This window comes from Planctomicrobium limosum, from assembly GCF_051465645.1.
In the GTDB taxonomy this organism is placed as follows: Bacteria; Planctomycetota; Planctomycetia; order Planctomycetales; family Planctomycetaceae; genus Planctomicrobium.
The window spans coordinates 4,683,410-4,703,410 of record NZ_CP195790.1; the positions used below are offsets into that span (position 1 = coordinate 4,683,410).

A 20,001-nucleotide genomic window follows, 5' to 3' on the forward strand; every position below is an offset into this window, starting at 1 on the left:
AATTACTGCGTCTGATGGAGGCAGCATCTGCCGCAACAGATTCCAGGGAAAATTGTTAGAGTGATTTTATCTGTAGCTGTACTCTTTTGGTATGTGGAAATCCGTATTTCGCCGTTTGTATCAGTTTTGGGTTGTTTAAAATGAAGTCTGCAAAGAAAGCCTGCCTGTCACGCTGTTCTCCCAATGCTCCGGTAGACATCAATGACAACTGATCTTATGATCGGTAAGTGATTTCGGCAGGAAAGATCAAGAATCTCTTCTGTCAGAAGTCACACCTATTCGTGCCGCATTGTGCCCTTCATATTGGGGATCGGGATGAGCACTGAGTCCTCCCCCTTGTGTCAGATCATCACGTCGTAGAGACAGTGAATTGTTGTGGCATCAACGACTTCTTCTGCAGGCAGGTTTTCCCTCTGGGGAAATTTTTGACTCAGGTCTGTTTTCGGTTTCTACTCTGGATAGGCGTTTCAATGACGTGCATCCTCCGAGAGAACGCTCCGCAGAAGATTGAACCCTCGACAACAAGTCGCCACAAAATCTGTCATGACGGCATGATGAAGTGAAGGAATTTTGAGACATGAAGCCTGATGTCTCTCTTAAGTTGAAACTGCGTTCTTGCGTTGTTGTTCTGGGTCTCTGTTCGTCGTTGGTCCTGATGTTTCCGGCAGCAAGTCGTGCCGCGGAACAAAAGGTTCTTTACAACCGCGATGTGCGACCGATTCTTGCCGAAGCCTGCTTCTCCTGTCATGGTCCAGACAGTGCTTCCCGCAAGGCAGAGTTACGACTCGATCAGCGTGGCAGTGCCGTCGATGCCTCGGCGATTGTGCCGGGTGATGTCGACGCGAGCGAACTGGTGAAACGCATTCTTTCGACAGACGAGCATGAAGTCATGCCGCCGCCTGAGACTAAGAAAGTGTTGAGCGCTGAACAGAAGCAGACGCTGCGTCAGTGGATTCAGCAAGGGGCAGAGTATGAATTGCACTGGGCGTTCATTGCGCCTGAGAAGCCAGTTCTTCCTCAGGTGAAGAATCCGAAATGGGGACGCAATGAAATCGATCTGTTCGTTCTTGCTGAACTGGAAAAACACGGACTGACGCCTGCTCCGGAAGCGGATCGCAGGACGATTGCACGACGTGTCAGTCTCGATTTGACCGGCATGCCTCCGACACCGGATCAGGTAGACCGTTTTGTGAACGATCCCGGTGAGAAGGCGTACGAAACATTCGTTGACTCTCTGCTGGCGTCAACCGCCTGGGGAGAACATCGAGGGCGGTACTGGCTGGACTACGCTCGCTATGCCGATACGCATGGAATCCACTTCGATAACTTTCGGGAAATGTGGTCGTATCGTGACTGGGTGATCGGCGCGTTCAATCGCAACATGCGGTATGACCAGTTCACGATCGAGAACCTGGCTGGCGACTTGCTTCCCAATGCGACTCTCGATCAGAAGATTGCCTCAGGCTTCAATCGTTGCAACATGACAACGAACGAAGGGGGAATCATCGACGAAGAATATCTGGTTCTCTACACCAGAGATCGAACGGAAACGACAGCACTCGTTTGGATGGGACTGACGGCCGGGTGTGCAGTTTGTCACACACATAAATTCGATCCGTTGACGCAAAAAGAGTTCTATGAATTGGCTGCGTTCTTCAACAACACGACGCAGGCAGCCAAAGACGGGAACATCAAAGACACTCCTCCAATTATCGTGGTTCCACAATCAGGGGACGTTTCTCGCTGGGATGAATTGCTGGTCAAAATTCAGCAGGAACGCGCCATTCTGAATCAGCGGGAATCAGGAGCAGCACCAGATTTTGAGAAGTGGCTTGCGACTGCTGATCCTGCTTTCTTCAGTAATGGCCCTTCTCCGGAATCGCTGGAATTTCAGGCAACGTTCAAACTGGAAGAAGCGACTGCGCTGGCAACGATTCACAAAGAATCAACGACGCTTCCGTTGGACGAAACGACTGAATGGATCGATGGCCCGAACGGGACGAAAGCCGCTCGGATTGTGAAGAAGGGAATCGCGACGGTTCCGAATGTCGGGGATTTCGAACGCTCGGACGCATTTACAGTGTCCGCATGGATCAATGCAACTGCCAATGACGGCAGCGGGGCAATCGTCGCTCGCATGGACGAAGCAAATCAGCACCGCGGCTGGGATCTCTGGATCGAAGGGCGTCGCGTCGGGTCTCACATCATTCATAACTGGCCTGACAATGCGCTGAAAGTGGTCAGCAAGAATCAGATACCTGCCAACAAATGGGTCAACGTCACGGTCTCTTATGACGGCTCAGGGAAAGCCAGCGGAGTCAGCATCTATTTTGATGGCGTGTTGCAGCAGGCGAATGTTGTTGCAGACAAACTGAAATATTCAGTGAAAACGGATGTCCCATTCAAAATCGGGCAACGAGATCGCGGAGGAATCGCGCCGTCGGTCGCTGTTCAGGAAGTTCGTCTTTATCGACGACTGTTGCCTCAGAATGATGTCGCAATTCTCACTAAGGCCGACACATTCGCCGACTTCGTCCGAGCGGAACCTGTTAAACGTACCGAAGAAGTTCGCAAGGAACTCTATCAATGGTGGTTACGCACCATTGATGCGACCTTCATCAAACAGGCAGAACTGCTCGCGAAGCTTGAACAGGAAAAGAGTGACCTTCAATCACGTGGGACGATCGCACACGTGATGCAGGAAAAACCTGAAACAGCGATGGCCTTCATTCTGAATCGGGGAGAGTACGATCAACGCCTCGATCAGGTCGCGCCGGGGACACCACAGATCCTTCCGCCATTCCCTGAAGGCGTTCCGCGAAACCGTTTGACGCTGGCTCAATGGTTGCTGCAACCGAATCAGCCTTTGACGTCTCGTGTGACAGTCAACCGCTTCTGGCAGGAAGTCTTCGGAACGGGACTCGTCGAGTCCTCTGGTGACTTCGGGATCATGGGAGACCTTCCAAGTCATCCTGAACTTCTCGACTGGCTCGCGCTCGACTTTGTCGAGAATGGCTGGGACGTGAAGCGGTTGTTCAAACAGATCGTCATGTCTTCAGCTTATCGTCAGGCGGCTTTAACAACTGCTGAGAAACGGGAAGCTGACCCGAAGAATCGTCTCCTGTCTCGCGGCCCTCGTTTCCGGATGGATGCGGAAATGGTGCGTGATTCGGCTCTCTCGGCCACCGGAACGCTGGTACGGACGATTGGTGGTCCCAGCGTGAAGCCGTATCAGCCAGATGGCATCTGGGAGGTGGTCGGAATGATGGGAAGCACCACACGGAATTATAAGCGTGATTCTGGGGACTCACTCTACCGACGCAGCCTTTATACGTTCGTAAAGCGGATGGCTCCACCTGCATCGATGGAGATCTTTAATGCTCCGAATCGTGAGTACTGTGTCATTCGCAGAGAACGAACCAACACTCCGTTACAGGCACTCGTCACATTGAATGACGAGCAGTTCGTCGAAGCGGCCAGAACATTGGCTCAATACGCCATTCGAACGGGAGGGGACAACCCGGAAGCTCGGGTGAAAGTGATCACACAGCACCTGCTGTCACGGGATTTGCAGCCAGCCGAAATGGTCATTGTCCTGAAGTCGCTGGAGTCATTGCGGACGAATTACGATCAATCTCCGGAAGACGCCAAGAAGCTGATTCATTTTGGAGTCTCGCCGCCAGACGAGACAATTCCTGCGACGGAACTTGCGGCGTGGACAATGCTGACAAATGAGTTGATGAATCTCGACGAGATGTTGAACAAGTAGAACCGTGAGACATTAGGTCCAGTTCATCCGCACAGGTCCAGTGAGACAGGAGTTGACGATGTCTCTCTTTGATGATTATCGATTGAACATCACACGCCGGCATTTTTTCTCGCAGGGAGCCAACCTGCTTGGGACAGCCGCTCTGACGTCGTTGCTGGGGAAAGCTGCGACAGCCAGTTCGTCGGGAAAGAGTGATTCGGAACAGATGGGGCACGTTGCCACGCATTTTCCTGCGAAGGTGAAACATGTCATCTATCTGCACATGGTCGGCGGTCCATCGCAGTTGGACTTGTATGACTATAAGCCTGTGATGAATGAGTGGTACGACAAAGACCTTCCGGAATCGATTCGGAACGGTCAGCGTCTCACCACAATGACTTCCGGGCAGGCACGGTTTCCAATTGCTCCGTCGATGTACAAGTTCGAGCAATGCGGTCAGAACGGAATGTGGGTCTCGGAGTTGCTTCCGCACATGAAGAAGATGACAGATGAAGTCGTCTTCATGAAAGCGATGCACACTGAAGCGATCAATCATGAACCTGCAATCAGTCTGATGCAGACCGGGAATCAGGTGAGTGGGCGGCCTTGTATGGGGGCGTGGACCTCATATGGATTGGGAAGCCTGAATGACAATCTGCCCACGTTCGTTGTGATGGTCGCACAACCAACGAACACGGCACAAACACAGGCGATCTCCGGTCGTCTCTGGTCGTCCGGTTATCTGCCAGGCGAACATGCTGCGACTGCGTTTCGAACAAGCGGCGACCCGATTCTGTTCATCAATGATCCACCAGGCGTTTCGAGAGCGGTTCGTCGGTCGACATTGGACGGATTGAATGCGTTGAACGAGATGACGTTTAACTCGCTGGGGGACTTGGAGACCAGAACCCGAATTCAGCAGTACGAGTTAGCGTACCGTATGCAGTCGAGTGTTCCTGAACTGGCCGATTTTTCGCAAGAGACCAAGGCGACTTTGGATCTCTATGGGCCAGATATTCAGAAGTCTGGCAGCTTTGCTCAAACGGTTCTGCTGGCTCGACGCATGGTTGAACGAGGCGTCCGTTTTGTGCAGATCTATCATAATAACTGGGATACGCACGGGGACGTGGCAGGTCGTTTACCGGATCAATGTCGCGATGTTGACCAGCCATGTTCCGCGCTGATTCACGATCTCGAACAGCGCGGGTTGCTCGATGAAACCCTGATCATTTGGGGAGGCGAGTTCGGGCGGACAATCTATTCACAAGGAGGATTGTCGAAGAAGAACTACGGCCGCGATCATCATCCTCGCTGCTTTACGATGTGGATGGCTGGAGGGGGTCTGAAAGCCGGGACGATTTATGGGGAGACAGATGACTTCTCATACAATGTCGTGAAGGACCCGATTCATGTGCGTGATTTCCATGCGACTGTCCTGCAGTTGCTGGGGTATGATCACGAACGTCTGACGTATAAGTTTCAGGGATTGGATCAGAAACTGACCGGGGTTCTGCCAGCCAGAATTGTCTCCGAACTGCTCGCTTGAGTTGTGTCAGCCAAATAACATTACGGAAGTTGGGACGGCTCAAAGTAAAACGCCTCAAGTGCAAACTGCGCTTGAGGCGTTTTTATTCATCTGAATGTCGTTGGCGAACCGGAAATGGTTCTGCCTACTTGGCGACGCCGACTGAGCGAACTTCTCGCATCACGACGACTTTCACTTCGCCAGGATAGGTCATGTTCTCTTCGACCGTCTGAGCGATCTCGCGAGCCATCTTTGCGGCAGCACGATCGTTGACCTGTTTTGGATCGACGATAACACGTACTTCTCGACCTGCCTGGACGGCATACACTTCGTTGACACCAGGGAACCCGCAAGCGATGGCTTCGAGTTCTTCAAGGCGACGAATGTACTTCTCAAGCGTCTCGCGACGTGAACCGGGGCGAGAAGCAGAGCAGGCATCAGCGGCCGCGGTCAAAACGGTGTAGATGTACTCCGGGCGAATATCATCATGGTGACCGAAAGCAGCGTGAACCACTTCGCCACGTTCCCCGTAACGCTTGAGGATGTCGGCACCAATGGCGGGATGTCCCCCCTCCATTTCGTGATCTGCTGCTTTACCGATGTCGTGCGTGAATCCGCAACGTCGGGCAACTTCAACGTCCAGACCCAGTTGTTCGGCCATCATCCCGGTCAGGTGTGCCACTTCGATGGAGTGACGCAGCACGTTCTGGCTGTAACTGACGCGGAAGTTGAGGCGGCCCATCATGTACAGAACTTTGTCATGCAGACCTGGCACACCTGCTTCGTCAGCCGCTTCCCGGCCGAGTTGCATGATGCGCTCATCCATCTCTTTGCGTGTTTCTTTGACGATCTCTTCAATTCGTGCCGGGTGAATACGACCGTCCTGAATCAGCTTGTTCAATGAGATTTTCGCAATCTCACGGCGGACTGTATCGAATGCCGAAACGACAACCACGCCTGGTGTATCGTCCACGATGACGTCGACGCCGGTCTCTTTTTCGAACGCACGAATGTTGCGTCCTTCGCGACCGATGATGCGCCCCTTCATTTCATCGCTTGGAATATCCACTGTCGAAACGGTTGTTTCCGACGTGTGAGCCGATGCATAGCGTTGCACGGCCATGCCGATGATTTCGCGGGCCAGCTTCTCTTGTTCCTGCTTCAGTTCGTTCTGATGCTTCAGGATCAGGGCGCCTGTTTCGCTTTTCAGTTTCTTGTCGAGACTGGTCAGCAGGCGTTCTTCTGCTTCCTGACGATTCAGGCCGGAGATCTTGAAGAGTTCTTCCTGCTCTTCCTGAACGATGCGCTCGAGCTCGCGTTCACGGTTCTCAATGACCTTGCCACGTTCGGCGAACTTCTGCTGTTGCTGCTCGACCATCCGTTCGCGTTTTTTCAGCGATGATTCCAACTCGTTGAGAGTGCATTCACGGCGGTCCAGCTGGCGTTCCTGCTGCCGCACTTCATCGCGAATCTTATCGAGCTCTTTGTCGAGCTTTTCCTTGCGACGGAACAGCTCTTCTTTGGCGTCGAGTTCGCTTTTGTGAGCGAGATCGGACGCTTTACGTTCTGCGTCCTTGATGATCTCAGAGGCAGACTGGTGCGATTTCCCTTTAAGCAGGGAGTCGATGAAGTATCCAATTGCGCCGCCTGCCAGCAACGCAATAATGGCACTTAACAAAGGATGCATGATGTGACTTTCGAAACCATCTTCGAAAGCACTTGATCAGTGATGGGAAACAGACGCAAACGCAATTTGAGAGGACGCTGAATTCAGTTGAACAACGCGCTGTGCAAGTTCGTTCTCTGACTATGACGCAGCCGGAAAGGACTTCGGAAACAACCTGTGCGGTTGTTGTCCGTTGAGTCATCTGTGTTTCCTCGCTTGCCGGTGCGACGAAATGGAACGTCGATCGACAGTGGCGGAAACAGCAGACCGGACAGCCCCCAACTTAGTGGAGGTTGTTCTGACGGACTGACTAACTGAAGGCGACACACCTGTCGGGATAAGTCCAGCAGGACCCCCAATCGGTGCATCATCCAGCAGATCAGTACGTTCAGCAGTTGCATAGACGGTTTCAAACGAGACTTGGAGTCATTAACGGAGACCATGTCACTCCACCTGCATCGAAACAGTTCCGATCAGGTCGAGGTGTCATCCTGAAGTTGTTCTCAACAGTTCAATTCCAGACTGGACCAGAAATGGGCTGTCTAGAAATTGAGCATGTTGAATCTGAAATCCAATCGCCTTCCCTCATTCGTCAGCATGTCAGCTTGCCTGAACAAGGCTCTGAAACACGGTTGATGAATTGTTGGAAACAGGTGCTCATTTTCGGGAGGGACTTGCCCCCATTTAAATCCTATCAAAAAAATACTCTACGGCAATTCACAAGTGATGCATTGTCTTATCTGGCAAGATCCTACGGCTGCAATACAGGTTGGTCTGACTGTGCGTTTGGGAGGGATTTGTGGAGAGTGCCAGTTCCAATGAAAATCCAATGGAAAAAGGTCAGGTTCTGAATTTCAGAACCTGACCTTTTTGTTTTCAGAACGAACGACTCGAGAGATGACTGCCTCTAGGACAGAATTTCTTCGACTTCGGAGCTGGTTTCGTGCCCGCCGACCACGACATCGAAGCCGAGGTCTTTGACCATTGCGAAATCCTCTTCCGGGGTCTGGCCCTTGGTTGTCAGGTAATCGCTGACAAACATGGAATTTGCGGCGTAAAGGCCCATTGCCTGCATTGATCGCAGGTTGACTTCACGTCCACCAGCGATGCGGATTTCCACACTCGGGTGAACCATTCGCAACAGACAGAGCACCTTCAGGCAGTAGCGAGGATCGAGTTCGTCCTTCTGAGCCAGTGGTGTTCCGTCGATGGCATGCAGGAAGTTGACCGGAATCGACTTCACGTCCAGATCGCGGAGTTCAAAGACCGCGTCGAGAATGTCCTGTTGTTCTTCACCCATCCCGACAATCAGTCCGCTGCACAATTCCATGCCGGCTTCGTGAGCGATTCGCAGGGTGTCGAGACGATCCTGATAGGTGTGGGTCGTACAGATCTCGTCGTAGTAGCGACGTGATGTGTTCAGGTTGTGGTTGATGCGGTCAACGCCGGCGTCAGCCAGTTTTTGAGCCTGATCTGGCTTCAGCAATCCCAGGCATGCACAGATATGCAGGCCCATTTCGTCTTTGATTTTCTTGACGACATTGCAGACGTGATCGACTTCGCGGTTCGTTGGCCCACGACCGCTGGCGACAATGCAGTAGGTCCGAGCGTTGCTGTCTTTTGCCTTGCGAGCACCTTCCATCAGGACGCGTTCGTTCGCGATGGAGTACTTTTCAATGGGAGCATCGGAAATCTTTGATTGCGAACAGTATCCACAATCTTCCGGGCAAAGACCGCTCTTGGCGTTCTTCAGATAGTACAGGTGGACGATATGGCTGAAGTGTGCTCGGCGAACCGCATAAGTGGCGGCCAGCAGGTCGAGCAATTCTTCGTCCGAAGACTCCAGAATCGAACGTCCTTCTTCGATGGTGATTGATTCACCGGAAAGAACGCGGCGGCTCATCTCGTGCCAACGGGAGACCGGAGCGGAAAGATTGTCAGGTGATGTAAGCATGAAACTGCAATTGAAATGTTATCGGTATGTAAATGGGAACCGGAATGAGATTGGCCACTGCGGCAGAATCGTGAATCTCCGGTCGCCTTCGATTTCGAAATCGCGTAAGCACTGAGCCGGTCAGGCGACTGCGATGAGGCAGTCAGACGGGTTCGTGCTAATCTTTTTTCTTCCGTGGAACCCGACGTCGCAGTGGGCTGGAATCGTCGCCGTCTTCATCTTCGGTTTCTGATGAGGAAGAAGCAGATTCGATCGCCCGACGAATGGTGTCGAGAAGTACGTCCATCGCAAAGGGTTTACGAAGGTAGTCGACGGCCCCGAGCATTTCTGCATAGGCTTTGTGTCGGCCCCCTTCGTTGGCGGTGATCATGATGACCGGTGGTGCCGAGCTGAGCGTTTTCAAATATTCAAGAACAGGGAACCCCCCCATGCGCGGCATCATCATGTCGGTGATGATGAGGTCAGGATTCTCGGATTGAATCAGCTTTTGGCCCTCGGCACCATTCGATGCAGAGGCAACACGGTAACCAGCCGCTTCGAGCACGGCTCGAAGTGTTGTCTGAATTTCCCGATCGTCCTCGATGAGCACGATTTTGTGGCCTGCCATGACGGCTCCCTTTGACTGATTACAGGTCTGCAAACCAACCAAAGTCAGACTTCGGCCAGTTCTTCAGGCATCTTATCGTTCACTGGTGTGAACGGGATGCTCCGCCTCGCATTTGCAGGGATAAAATGACAATACCAGCAATTGCGACCGGCTGGATCTGAAACGCAACTGCATCTTATGGGGGACCAGCAATGGACTCAACGAGACCCCCTCCCATTTTCGGGTTGCTGACAATTTCCTGAGTATTTTACGATGGCGTTGTCGTCAATGTGATTTTGCGAAAGCGGCTTTGAGCCTGTTCGCCCAAGATCTCTGTTCGCTGTTGGAATGATAGAGGCGAACTTCAGGCTTGTTCATTGTGTCCGGATCAAACCCCATACTGAAGTCGTGGTGCCAGAAATGCATCTGATTTATGGGGAGCACATGGACGGTGGGATGCCGTCCCGTTGAAATCAGGATGTCAGGGCCATGAATCGGAAACAGTTGTCAAAACTCGGGATGCCTGAGGACGCTTTTGCAGAAGCGATCTCGGCAATTCAATCAGCCTGCGCCGCTGGACTGCGTTCCAAAGCGGTTCAGGATTCGTTGAAAGATGTCATCGCGAATCCTCAGGTGTACCTTGAGGATGTCTACTTCGCTGCGCTGGCTCAGAAGCTGGTTGCACCGCAAGTTCAGGTTCATCGAGACCCGGTGACGTATCAAACTTGGGGAAGTGAGTACATCGACCCGGAGTCGCACCGGCAGATGCGGGATGCATGTGCTTTACCCAGTGCAGTCGGTGCTGCGTTGATGCCGGATGCACATGTCGGGTATGGGCTGCCCATCGGCGGAGTTCTCGCGCTGAAGGATGCTGTTTGCCCGTATGCGGTCGGTGTCGATATCGCGTGTCGAATGAAGTTGTCAGTTCTCGATCTTCCACCTGAGATGCTGGATCGAGACAACGGGGTGGCTCAGTTCACAACTGCTCTGGAGAATGGAACACTTTTCGGGACAGGAAAGCAGTTCAAACGACGCCAATCGCATGATGTCATGGATCAGGATTGGAGCGTGTCCAGAGTGACTCGCGAGCTGAAAGACAAGGCGTGGGGACAGTTGGGAACATCCGGGTCAGGGAACCACTTCGTTGAGTTCGGACTGTTGACGCTGCACGAACCTTTGTTGGGGATGTCTGCCGGGAAGTATGTCGCCTTGCTGAGTCATAGCGGGAGTCGCGGGGCAGGGCATGCTGTCTGTTCGACATACAGTTCAGTTGCCCAGCGGTCATTGCCGCAGGAGTATCGGAACTTTGGTCGATTGTCCTGGCTTGATCTGAACTCGCAGGCGGGGCAAGAGTATTGGGCCGCCATGAATCTGATGGGGGACTATGCCTCAGGGAATCATGCGGTCATCCATCGCAATGTCGCCAAACTCATCGGAGCGGAAGTCCTCGGAACCGTTGAGAATCACCATAACTTCGCGTGGAAAGAAGTTCACAATGGTCAGGAAGTCATCGTGCATCGCAAGGGAGCGACTCCTGCTGGCGAAGGTGTTCTGGGAGTGATTCCGGGGTCGATGGCAACGCCTGCTTATGTTGTTCGCGGGAAGGGAAACGCTGAGAGCTTCCATTCCGCATCGCACGGTGCAGGGCGAGTCATGTCGCGAACCAAAGCGAACGCGACATTCCGCTTCAATGCGGTTCGCGGAGATCTGAAGCAGAAGGGCGTGACTGTTCTCTCTGCCGGATCAGATGAGGTCCCCGGCGTCTACAAGAACATCGATCAGATCATGGCTGCTCAAACGGATCTCGTCGATATCGTTGCTCGATTTGATCCCAAGGTGGTCAAGATGTGCGGCGATGGAAGTAAAGCCGAAGATTAGACCGTTCTGGTCAATCAAATGGCCGCGATTGTAAGCGACCTCAAATGAGAAGGGCCGGAACCACTCGTGTGTTCCGGCCCTTTATTACTTCTAAATATTGCTACGGTCGTCTAACCCTGTTCGGTATTAGACAGCGGCAGGGATTTCTCGTTTCAGCAAGGTTGCGAGTGTTCGCATTTGCTGGAAGAGATCTGCGTACTGATGTGGCAACAGCGCCTGTGGTCCGTCGCTCATTGCCTTTTCAGGACAGTTGTGAACTTCGATGTGCACACCGTCGGCACCAGCGGCGATTGAAGCCAGGGACATGCTTGGAATCAGGTCTGGACGACCTGTTGCATGGCTTGGATCGACGACCACCGGCAGGTGGGAGAGGCCTTTGATGTTCGGAACGGCAGACAAGTCGAGCAGGTTTCGGGTAGAGCTGTCGAAGCTCTTGATCCCGCGTTCGCACAGGATGACTTGCTGATTGCCGTTTGCCAGCACGTATTCGGCTGACATGAGCAGGTCTTGAATCGTTGCGCTCATTCCTCGTTTGAGAAGCACTGGACGATTGGTATGACCGACTTCAGTGAGCAGATTGAAGTTCTGCATGTTTCGGGCACCAATCTGGATGATGTCCGAATACTCATTCACGAGATCAACCTGGCGAGGGTCCATCACTTCCGTGACAACTGGCATTCCCAGTTCATCACCGACTTTGCGAAGGATCTTCAACCCTTCTTCGCCCATTCCCTGGTAGCTGTAAGGGCTTGTGCGTGGTTTGAAAGCTCCCCCACGGAGAACGTTTGCTCCAGCGGCTTTCACATCGCGACCGATTTCGCGGAGGATGTCTTCACCTTCAATTGAGCAAGGACCGGCGATCATCATGAGGTTTCCACCCCCGACTTTGACGCCATGACCTAAATCGAAAACTGAATCCTGTTTACGGAATTCACGGCTGGCAAGCTTATATGGTTTCAAAATCGACATCACATCTTCAACGCCGGGAATCGCCTTCAATGGGGCATTTCGCAGCTGGTCTTCTTCGCCAATGACTCCAATGAGCGTGCGCTGGACTCCCTTGCTCAGTTCGTGGCGGAATCCCATTTCTTCGAGCTTGTCAAAGATGTGCTGCAGCTGTTGTTCAGTGTAGTCAGGTTTCAAAACAATGATCACGGGTAACCTCGGGAGCATTAAGCTCGAAAATTGTGAGTTGGCACTCGACGCTTCTTTCGATGCCAACAGGCCCTCTCGGTGCGATCGTTAATTTAACGTCGGAGCATTCTGAACGATCGCAGGAGCTCTGAAAAGCGGAGCAGCCGCCGATTTCCGCACAAATTCTTCTCTAATCCGGAAGCGACTCAAGTTCGGCGGTTGAGTTATTTCCGTTCCTCATTCTGGAAACGAGGAGTGCAGACAACCACGCATTCCGGGCAGTTTTTCAGGAAGATAACGAAGGATGGCGACTCTGATTTTCTCAGTAGTCGCCATCGCCTTTCGCGTCATCTTGAGAGCCGGTCGCGTGTATTCACGAAGACCGTCTTCCGGGCACTATTCGGTGATGATGTCCCGAACAGTTCCTCCACCTGGAATCATTGGCAGCACGTGCTCTTGATATGGGCACAACACGTCCAGAAGATATGGACCATCGTGTTCAATCATGGCTTTGATTGCAGCTGGGAGAGCTGCTTTGCTGCGAACGGAAGCGGCTTTCACACCGAAGCTTTCGGCCATCTGAACGAAGTTCGGGTACGTTTCTTCGTAGTGAGTGCCGGAACCTTCGCCGAGCCATTCTGGATGGTCGATCGGACCCAGATAAGTGTGTGCTCGACGTCCTTCCATGAATCGGTCTTCCCACTGCACAACCATCCCGAGGTGCTGGTTGTTCAGGAGCAGGATCTTGACTGGAAGTTTCTCGCAGTGCAGGGTAGCCAGTTCCTGAATGTTCATCAGGATTGACCCGTCACCATCGATGTCGATGACCAGTGAGTTTGGATGAGCCGCCTGAACGCCCATTGCAGCAGGCAGGCCGAAGCCCATCGTTCCCAGACCTGAACTGGACAGCCAGCGTTTCGGTTCGCGGAACTTGTAATATTGGGCTGCAAACATCTGGTGCTGACCCACACCGACGCTGACGTAGGTGTCTTTTTCGATGGTCTGGCGCCAGAGTTCTTCGATTGCGTGCTGAGGAACAATGAAGTCGCCTGCTTCACGGTATTTCAGTGGGTGAGCAGCTCTCCACTCATTGATCTGCTTCCACCAGGCTTCTGTTTCTGGCTTGTCGTCAGCAGTGAATTCTGCGTTCAGCTTGATCAGGAATTCCTTAACATCTCCGATGATCGGGATGTGGGCTTCCTTGTTCTTGTGCATTTCGGACGGGTCGAGGTCAACGTGGACGATCTTCCCGTGCTTGGCGAATTCTTCGAGTTTCCCGGTCACGCGATCGTCGAATCGCACACCGAGCGCGAGGAGCAGGTCGGCATCGTTCACTGCGAAGTTCGCGTAAACGGTTCCGTGCATCCCGAGCATGTGCAGCGACTGTTCGTCGTCACCTGGGAATGCTCCGATTCCCATGACGGTTGTGGTCACCGGAATGTTGGAAGCACGAGCAAATTTGATGAGCTCTGCAGATGTTTCGGTGTTGACGCAACCTCCACCGACGTAAAGGATTGGTCGCTTTGAGCGGCGGATCGCGGCGACAACCTGACGAACCTGTTCCACAGCGATCTTGCTCTCGGTGTGGTAACCAGGCAGATTCATCGGGGGATCAAAGTCGATGTCCGCGTCGGTTGATGCGAGCTGGATGTTCTTCGGGAAGTCAATCAGCACTGGACCTGGACGGCCAGAGCGAGCGACATAGAACGCTTCTTTGACGATCCGTGGAATGCTGCGCAGAGCGGCTTGAACTGATTCCGGGCAATCCGGATCAGCTGCTGTGATCATGTAGTGGTGCTTGGTGACAGCACGGCAGATTTCCACGATTGGAGTCTCTTGGAACGCATCGGTTCCAATGACTTTCTGTGAAACCTGACCGGTGATGGCGATCAGTGGGATGCTGTCCATCTTGGCGTCAGCGATGGCGGTGACCAGGTTTGTCGCTCCTGGACCGCTTGTCGCCATGCAAATGCCGATTTCGTCAGTGGTTCGTGAGATCCCCTGAGCGGCAAAGCCCCCTCCCTGTTCGTGGCGAGGCAGGATTGTGCGAATGTGTTCGCGGTGCTTGCGCAATGCCTGGTGCAATGGCATGCTGGCACCGCCGGGATACGCAAAGACGTACTTGGCCCCTTGTTGAATCAAGGCTTGGACAAGAATATCTGAACCGGTTCTAATCTGACGACCGGTTTTAGGTGCCAGGGCTGTCGACACGATGCATGCTTCCCGAAAAGGTGTAGTGGCGGTCTTCTCTGTCTCGTCTACCTGTTGTCCTGCTGTCGCCGGCACATGGCCTTTGCTTGTCAGCATTCCTCCAATGACGATTTGAAGAATCGCATTTTTGAAAACACTGCTCCCTTTCCCGGGCGCAGACTGGGATCAACATTGTAACGCAGAACGATCCTTAGGACGAGAAAAACGCGATAAAGGTTCGCCTTTTTCCGAACATCCGTTCCCGCCAACGATTTGCGTGGTTATTACAGATAAGTCAGGCGGAGATTTGCTCAAATTTTCAACAGGATGGGGCATTCTGCACTAAATGGAGTGCATGATTCTCTCTGAATACGAGTGAATCGAAAACTTTTGGCAACTTTACTGTACATTCTTGGAGTGCCCATCGTATTCTGTGAAGTAATCAAATGAGTTTGATGCCAGTGTCGCTTTCGTTGAATTTGATGACATCCGGCATTTGCGTGTACATGAAATCCAGAATGAATGAAACTGACTGCAGATGACGGAGTTAATTCGTTTTCTGACTCTGCTTTTCATTCATTGTTCCGCCTGATGACTGCGCGCAGTTCTGCATGAACACGTCACTGGAATCTGTCGTTACCATTCTTCGGCGGAGCGGCCTTGTTGATGAGGCCGCAATCACTGATGCCGTCGCGGCTGTTTCTCAAGGTTCTGCCGCCCCGACCGGTGAGGCGCTGCTCGAATATCTGATTTCGAAGGAATTGATCACTCCGTGGCAGGCTTCCAAGCTGCTTGTCGGGAAGCACAAAGGATTCTTCCTTGGGAAGTATCGATTGCAGCGACTGCTTGGCAAAGGCGGGATGAGTTCCGTCTATCTCGCCGAGCATGTTCTGATGCGTCGCCGCTGCGCAATCAAAGTCTTGCCGTGGAAGCTGGTGAAAGACAGCTCGTATTTGCAGCGGTTTCATCGGGAAGCCCAGGCCGTTGCGTCGCTGGACCACCCGAATATCGTTCGGGCGTATGACGTCGATCAGGAGAAAGATGGGAACGTCGAGATCCATTTTCTGGTGATGGAGTACGTCGAAGGAAGCAATCTGTTTGATCTGGTGCAGCAGTTTGGCCCATTGTCGCCAGCGGTTGCCGCAGAATATCTCCGACAGGGAGCACTCGGACTGGAGCATGCACATCGGGCAGGCATGGTTCATCGCGATGTGAAGCCGGGGAACTTCATCGTTGATCAGAATGGCGTTGTGAAGCTGATGGATCTGGGGCTGGCACGTGTTGCCGCTCAGGAAGATCACTCGCTGACAGTGGCTCATGACGAACGTGTCCTTGGAACCGCAGATTATCTCGCGCCAGAGCAGGCTGTTGACAGTCATCTGGTGGATGCGAGAGCGGATATTTACAGCCTTGGCTGTACGCTCTATTTCCTGCTTTCCGGGCGTCCTCCGTTCAACGAAGGAACGCTGACTCAGCGGTTGCTTGCACATCAGACCAAAGAGCCGACGCCTCTGGAGACACTTCGGAACGATGTCCCGGAGTCGCTGTTGCAGATTACCCGCGGGATGATGAAGAAGGATCGTGAAGAGAGAATTCAATCGGCGAGCGAAGTCGTTGAATTGCTGACGCGTTGGCAGGAAGCAGGTGGATCCGCCGCGGTTTCCGTGTCGCCGCCTGAACGTCCTCGCGTGGAAAACGCCGGTAAGCCAATGGCAGACACTGCGGTTTATGCTTCGCAGACGGCCAAGGCTCCTGACCATCCGGGCGGAATTGGAAATTTCCTGAGTAGCCTGAGTGATATTGATACTGAAGCGGGGAATACGCCTGTTCAGCCAGGGTCTGGGCGACGGCAGGGAACCTCGCAGACCATCAAGATTGATCGCGAAAAGACTGTCGAACCAGAACACGAAAGTCTTGAACCTGCTGAGGAGTTTTTGGAACCTGCCACGGATGATGACCCATTCGCGATTGCGTCTGGATTTGGTTCCGGGGGAAGTGGTGTTTCCTTTGGAAGCGGCAAATCTGCTGGAAAGTCCAGTGGCAAGCTGGCGAAAGGGTCTGGTCGCCCCACGATCTCCAATGACCGGAAGTCGACGAGTCGGGGACAGAGGAAGTCTGGTCTCGAATCATTCCTGCCACCGGAATTGTTGGAGAAGGTGGTCAAAAACAAGATTCCATTGGCGATTGGCGGGGGAGTTTTGACTCTACTGTTCGTCCTTGGCGCGATCTATGCGTTCACTGGTCCCAGCGAGAAGGCGAAGGTGACTCCCGAGCCAGCGACGGTTCAGGAGAAGAAGCAACCAGTCAAAGCCCCTGTTGAGATGACTCCCCCAGAGAAGGCTCGCCCCAAAGTTGACGGGCCCATCGTGATCGTTGGACCCACCGGCCACTTTGGAACGATCGCCGAGGCGATTCAGTACGTACGGACATCTAATTCATCGAGTTTGTCGACCGGGGTAAAAGAGATTCATCTCGCTGGTGATCAGACACTAAGTGAAGCAATTTCCATCGACAACGCTGGCCTGGGAGGGTTTCCGCGCCAGGTGAAGATTATGGGACTGACCGAGAAGCCACCGCGTCTTCAGCCAGCCGGGACCGGCCCTGTGATCCTGTTGAATTCAGTCGAAGAACTGACGATTGAGAATGTTGTTGTCGACTGCGACGGACGCATGAAGGGAGTGGAACTGAGAGGATTTATGTCAGGGACCACATTGAAAAATGTGACCTTTGACAAGATCCAGAATGTGGGGCTCTCTGGTGTGGGGGTTTCTGGAATTCAGAATCTGGATTTGAAGATTGAAAGCTGTCTGTTTCAGGGAGCGGGGTCGTCGGCAACCGGAATCTTGTTTGACGCTTCGACGGGATCAGACACACGCGAGGTGATCGTCCAGCAGAACCGATTTGCCGGCCCGATGGGTACAGGTATGGCTCTGCAGGGAACTGGTTCCGCTGTTGATTTCAGTCAGAATCGTTTCAAGGATGTTTCTGTAGGGGTGCAGTTCTCTGGTTCAGAGCAGCATTCAAATCAGATTCGATTCATAAACAACACGTTTTTCAACGGGCAGTATGGAATTGATTTTTCGTCTGGCCCTGCTGCGGACTCCAAGGCATTTGTGTTTGACAACAATCTCTTTGTGAAATTGACTGGAACGCCAGTTAACGTTTCCCGTACAGAAGCCACGCTCGCTGCACTGATTCAAGGGGGAGCCGCACGGTTTAACTGGACAAGTAACGCAGAAGTGCCGAGCGCGGGAATGAACATCTTCCAGCAGAACGGAAGCCTCGGAAAAGAGGTTGAGTTCGCGTCTGAAGAAGTCTCCTCTGGTGAGTTTCTAAAGCCGAAGTCACCAGATCTGCGGGCTCCGGATTCGCCCGGCGCGTTTAAGTTCATCGGTGCCGTCGCTCCGTAGTGCCCTGTCAGGGCTTGGATTTGGGGTGCGTCAGAGTATAACCGCCCGTCGTTGCTGGGCTTGCGCTCTCTTTGACCCTGATTTTTAACTTTGACAATGCAGTCGTATTATCTTCACTGATGCTTCAGGCTCTTGATTCAGGTTTCTTCTCCCGCTCATTGGATCGAAGCACCAGCCTCGCTGAAATGTTTCCTACGTGAACTCATTTTTCGTTGTGGCAAAATTAAAAGCTTCTGATGGAAACAAATCCGTCGGCTAGCCATAATTTTGAAATGGGCTCCTCTCCAGGTTTATTGCGACTTTATCTTTAGTTCCGTCTGCCGCTCTTCGGGTTGGGCTCTGATTGCTCTGTGCTATGTGATGAACTCACTTAGAACGAGCGTCGCTTCGTGTTGATGCGTTTGTCGTTGTTATCGAAATTGTTCTGGATTGATTCAGGGCTGTCGTTGCAGGGGGCTTAATATCCTGTAGCGATTCTTGCGAAACAGGGGCCAGGTATGACCGCGGAGAATACCGAGATTCAGAAGAAGATCCCTCGTCTGGGCGACTTCGAGGTGAAGAAGCAGTTGGGAAAGGGAGGGATGGGAGTCGTCTATCTCGCCCATCAGGTGAGTCTGGACCGTGACTGTGCTTTGAAAGTCATGTCGAAAGAGTTGGCGACCAAGCCGGGGTTTGTCGAGCGATTCGTGCGAGAAGCTCGGTCAATGGCCAAGATTCATCATCCGAATGTGGTGAGTTGCTACGCTGTTGATGAGGATAAAGGACTGCACTTTGTTGCCATGGAACTGGTTGATGGCCGCAGTATGCAGGACTGGCTGAATATTCAGAAGCAACTCTCGGTGAGCGATGCCTTACTTGTCGCCATCATTGTCGGCGAAGCACTGCATCACGCACATGAACTAAACATGGTGCACCGGGATGTGAAGCCAGACAATATTCTTGTGACCAAGAAAGGGATCGTGAAACTCTCCGATCTTGGTCTCGCAAAAGCTGTCGATGAAACGGACATGTCATTGACTCAGAGCGGCACGGGATTGGGAACGCCGCATTATATGGCTCCGGAGCAGGCTCGTAATGCCAAGCATGTCGACCGACGGTGTGATGTCTATGCGCTCGGGTGTACTCTGTATTACTTCCTGTCTGGGAAGACTCCATTCTCTGGCGAGTCCCTTGTCGACCTGATTACGAATAAGGAGAAAGGAAAGTTTACTCCTGTTCACCGGCTTAATAATCAGGTGCCTGAGCGATTGTCGCTGATGATTGACAAGGCGATGGCTTCGGATCTCAAGAATCGCTACCAGAGTTGTGAGGAATTTGTGCGAGATCTGGAGAGTCTGGGATTGGCTGGACAAGCGCTGAGTTTTATTGACGCTGAGAATCGAACTGTTGCGCGCCGGTCAGGGGCGCCTGCTACTCCGAATGCCACAACAAAACCGATGGGCGCAACGAACCCGGGGCGTCCCGGTGGCCCTGTTGCCAATCCGGAGAGTCATTGGTATTTGAAAACCGAAGAGGGCAAACAGGTGAAGATTGATAAGCTCACCGCGCCTCAGATCCTGACTCTCATCAAATCGGATCGCCTGAATGAAAAGGCGAAGGCAAGTCTGCAGGCGAAAGGGCCGTTTCTTCCGCTTGCCCAGATTCCGGTCTTCGATGATGAAGTCCGAAAGGCTCTGGTCCGGAAGCAGGCGAACTCTCGAAATTCGAATCTCGCGGCAGAGTACAACAAGCTGGCGAAGCAATATGATCGATTGCCGATCTGGCGACGACTACGCAACGCTGTGAACAACGCGTTGGGCGCCTTTGGCTTGATCGTCTGGCTCGCATTTATCGGGGGAATCGGTGTGGGCTTGTACTTCCTCGTTCCGATTCTCTACCAGATCGTCGCCGGACAAGTTGGGCTTTAATTT

Annotated in this window: 10 protein-coding genes; 5 read left to right on the forward strand and 5 right to left on the reverse strand. The window is 52.8% G+C overall.

Going from position 1 to position 20,001, the window contains the following annotated elements; translation table 11 throughout:
• The first annotated feature begins 577 nt into the window (after nt 1–577).
• The gene (locus SH527x_RS17760) at nt 578–3,769 is read left to right on the forward strand and encodes a DUF1553 domain-containing protein (RefSeq protein WP_437192020.1); all 3,192 of its coding nucleotides are present in this window, start codon (nt 578–580) and stop codon (nt 3,767–3,769) included.
• Nucleotides 3,770–3,827: 58 nt separating this feature from the next.
• Nucleotides 3,828–5,294, forward strand: a complete 1,467-nt coding sequence (locus SH527x_RS17765) for a DUF1501 domain-containing protein (protein ID WP_437192021.1) — start codon at nt 3,828–3,830, stop codon at nt 5,292–5,294.
• A gap of 124 nt (nt 5,295–5,418) precedes the next feature.
• Here SH527x_RS17765 and rny read toward each other — a convergent pair whose 3' ends face one another.
• The 3 genes from rny to SH527x_RS17780 all read right to left on the reverse strand — a co-directional run bounded on the left by rny (nt 5,419) and on the right by SH527x_RS17780 (nt 9,500).
• On the reverse strand, nt 5,419–6,960 hold the full coding sequence (rny, locus tag SH527x_RS17770) for a ribonuclease Y (RefSeq protein WP_437192022.1): 1,542 nt from the start codon (nt 6,958–6,960) through the stop codon (nt 5,419–5,421).
• A gap of 886 nt (nt 6,961–7,846) precedes the next feature.
• Nucleotides 7,847–8,893 carry a biotin synthase BioB gene (bioB, locus tag SH527x_RS17775; protein WP_437192023.1) on the reverse strand — a complete coding sequence of 349 codons (1,047 nt, stop codon included), beginning with the start codon at nt 8,891–8,893 and terminating at the stop codon, nt 7,847–7,849.
• A 157-nt stretch (nt 8,894–9,050) separates the two neighbouring features.
• Complete coding sequence (locus SH527x_RS17780) at nt 9,051–9,500, reverse strand: response regulator transcription factor (RefSeq protein WP_437192024.1); 450 nt, start codon at nt 9,498–9,500, stop codon at nt 9,051–9,053.
• 468 nt (nt 9,501–9,968) lie between these two features.
• On the opposite strand from SH527x_RS17780, the gene SH527x_RS17785 reads away from it, so the two are divergent.
• The gene (locus SH527x_RS17785; RefSeq protein WP_437192025.1) at nt 9,969–11,357 is read left to right on the forward strand and encodes an RtcB family protein; all 1,389 of its coding nucleotides are present in this window, start codon (nt 9,969–9,971) and stop codon (nt 11,355–11,357) included.
• 126 nt (nt 11,358–11,483) lie between these two features.
• Here SH527x_RS17785 and aroF read toward each other — a convergent pair whose 3' ends face one another.
• Nucleotides 11,484–12,512: a 3-deoxy-7-phosphoheptulonate synthase gene (gene aroF, locus SH527x_RS17790; protein WP_437192026.1), complete on the reverse strand. Its 1,029-nt coding sequence runs from the start codon at nt 12,510–12,512 to the stop codon at nt 11,484–11,486.
• 375 nt (nt 12,513–12,887) lie between these two features.
• A complete protein-coding gene (gene ilvB, locus SH527x_RS17795; RefSeq protein ID WP_437192027.1) occupies nt 12,888–14,702 on the reverse strand; it encodes a biosynthetic-type acetolactate synthase large subunit in 1,815 nt (604 codons plus the stop codon).
• A gap of 590 nt (nt 14,703–15,292) precedes the next feature.
• Between ilvB and SH527x_RS17800 the strand changes: the two genes are divergently transcribed.
• Complete coding sequence (locus tag SH527x_RS17800; RefSeq protein ID WP_437192028.1) at nt 15,293–18,091, forward strand: lipopolysaccharide core heptose(II) kinase RfaY; 2,799 nt, start codon at nt 15,293–15,295, stop codon at nt 18,089–18,091.
• 497 nt (nt 18,092–18,588) lie between these two features.
• Nucleotides 18,589–19,998 (forward strand): serine/threonine protein kinase, encoded by a 1,410-nt coding sequence (locus tag SH527x_RS17805; RefSeq protein WP_437192029.1) that lies wholly within the window; start codon nt 18,589–18,591, stop codon nt 19,996–19,998.
• The last annotated feature ends 3 nt before the right edge of the window (nt 19,999–20,001 follow it).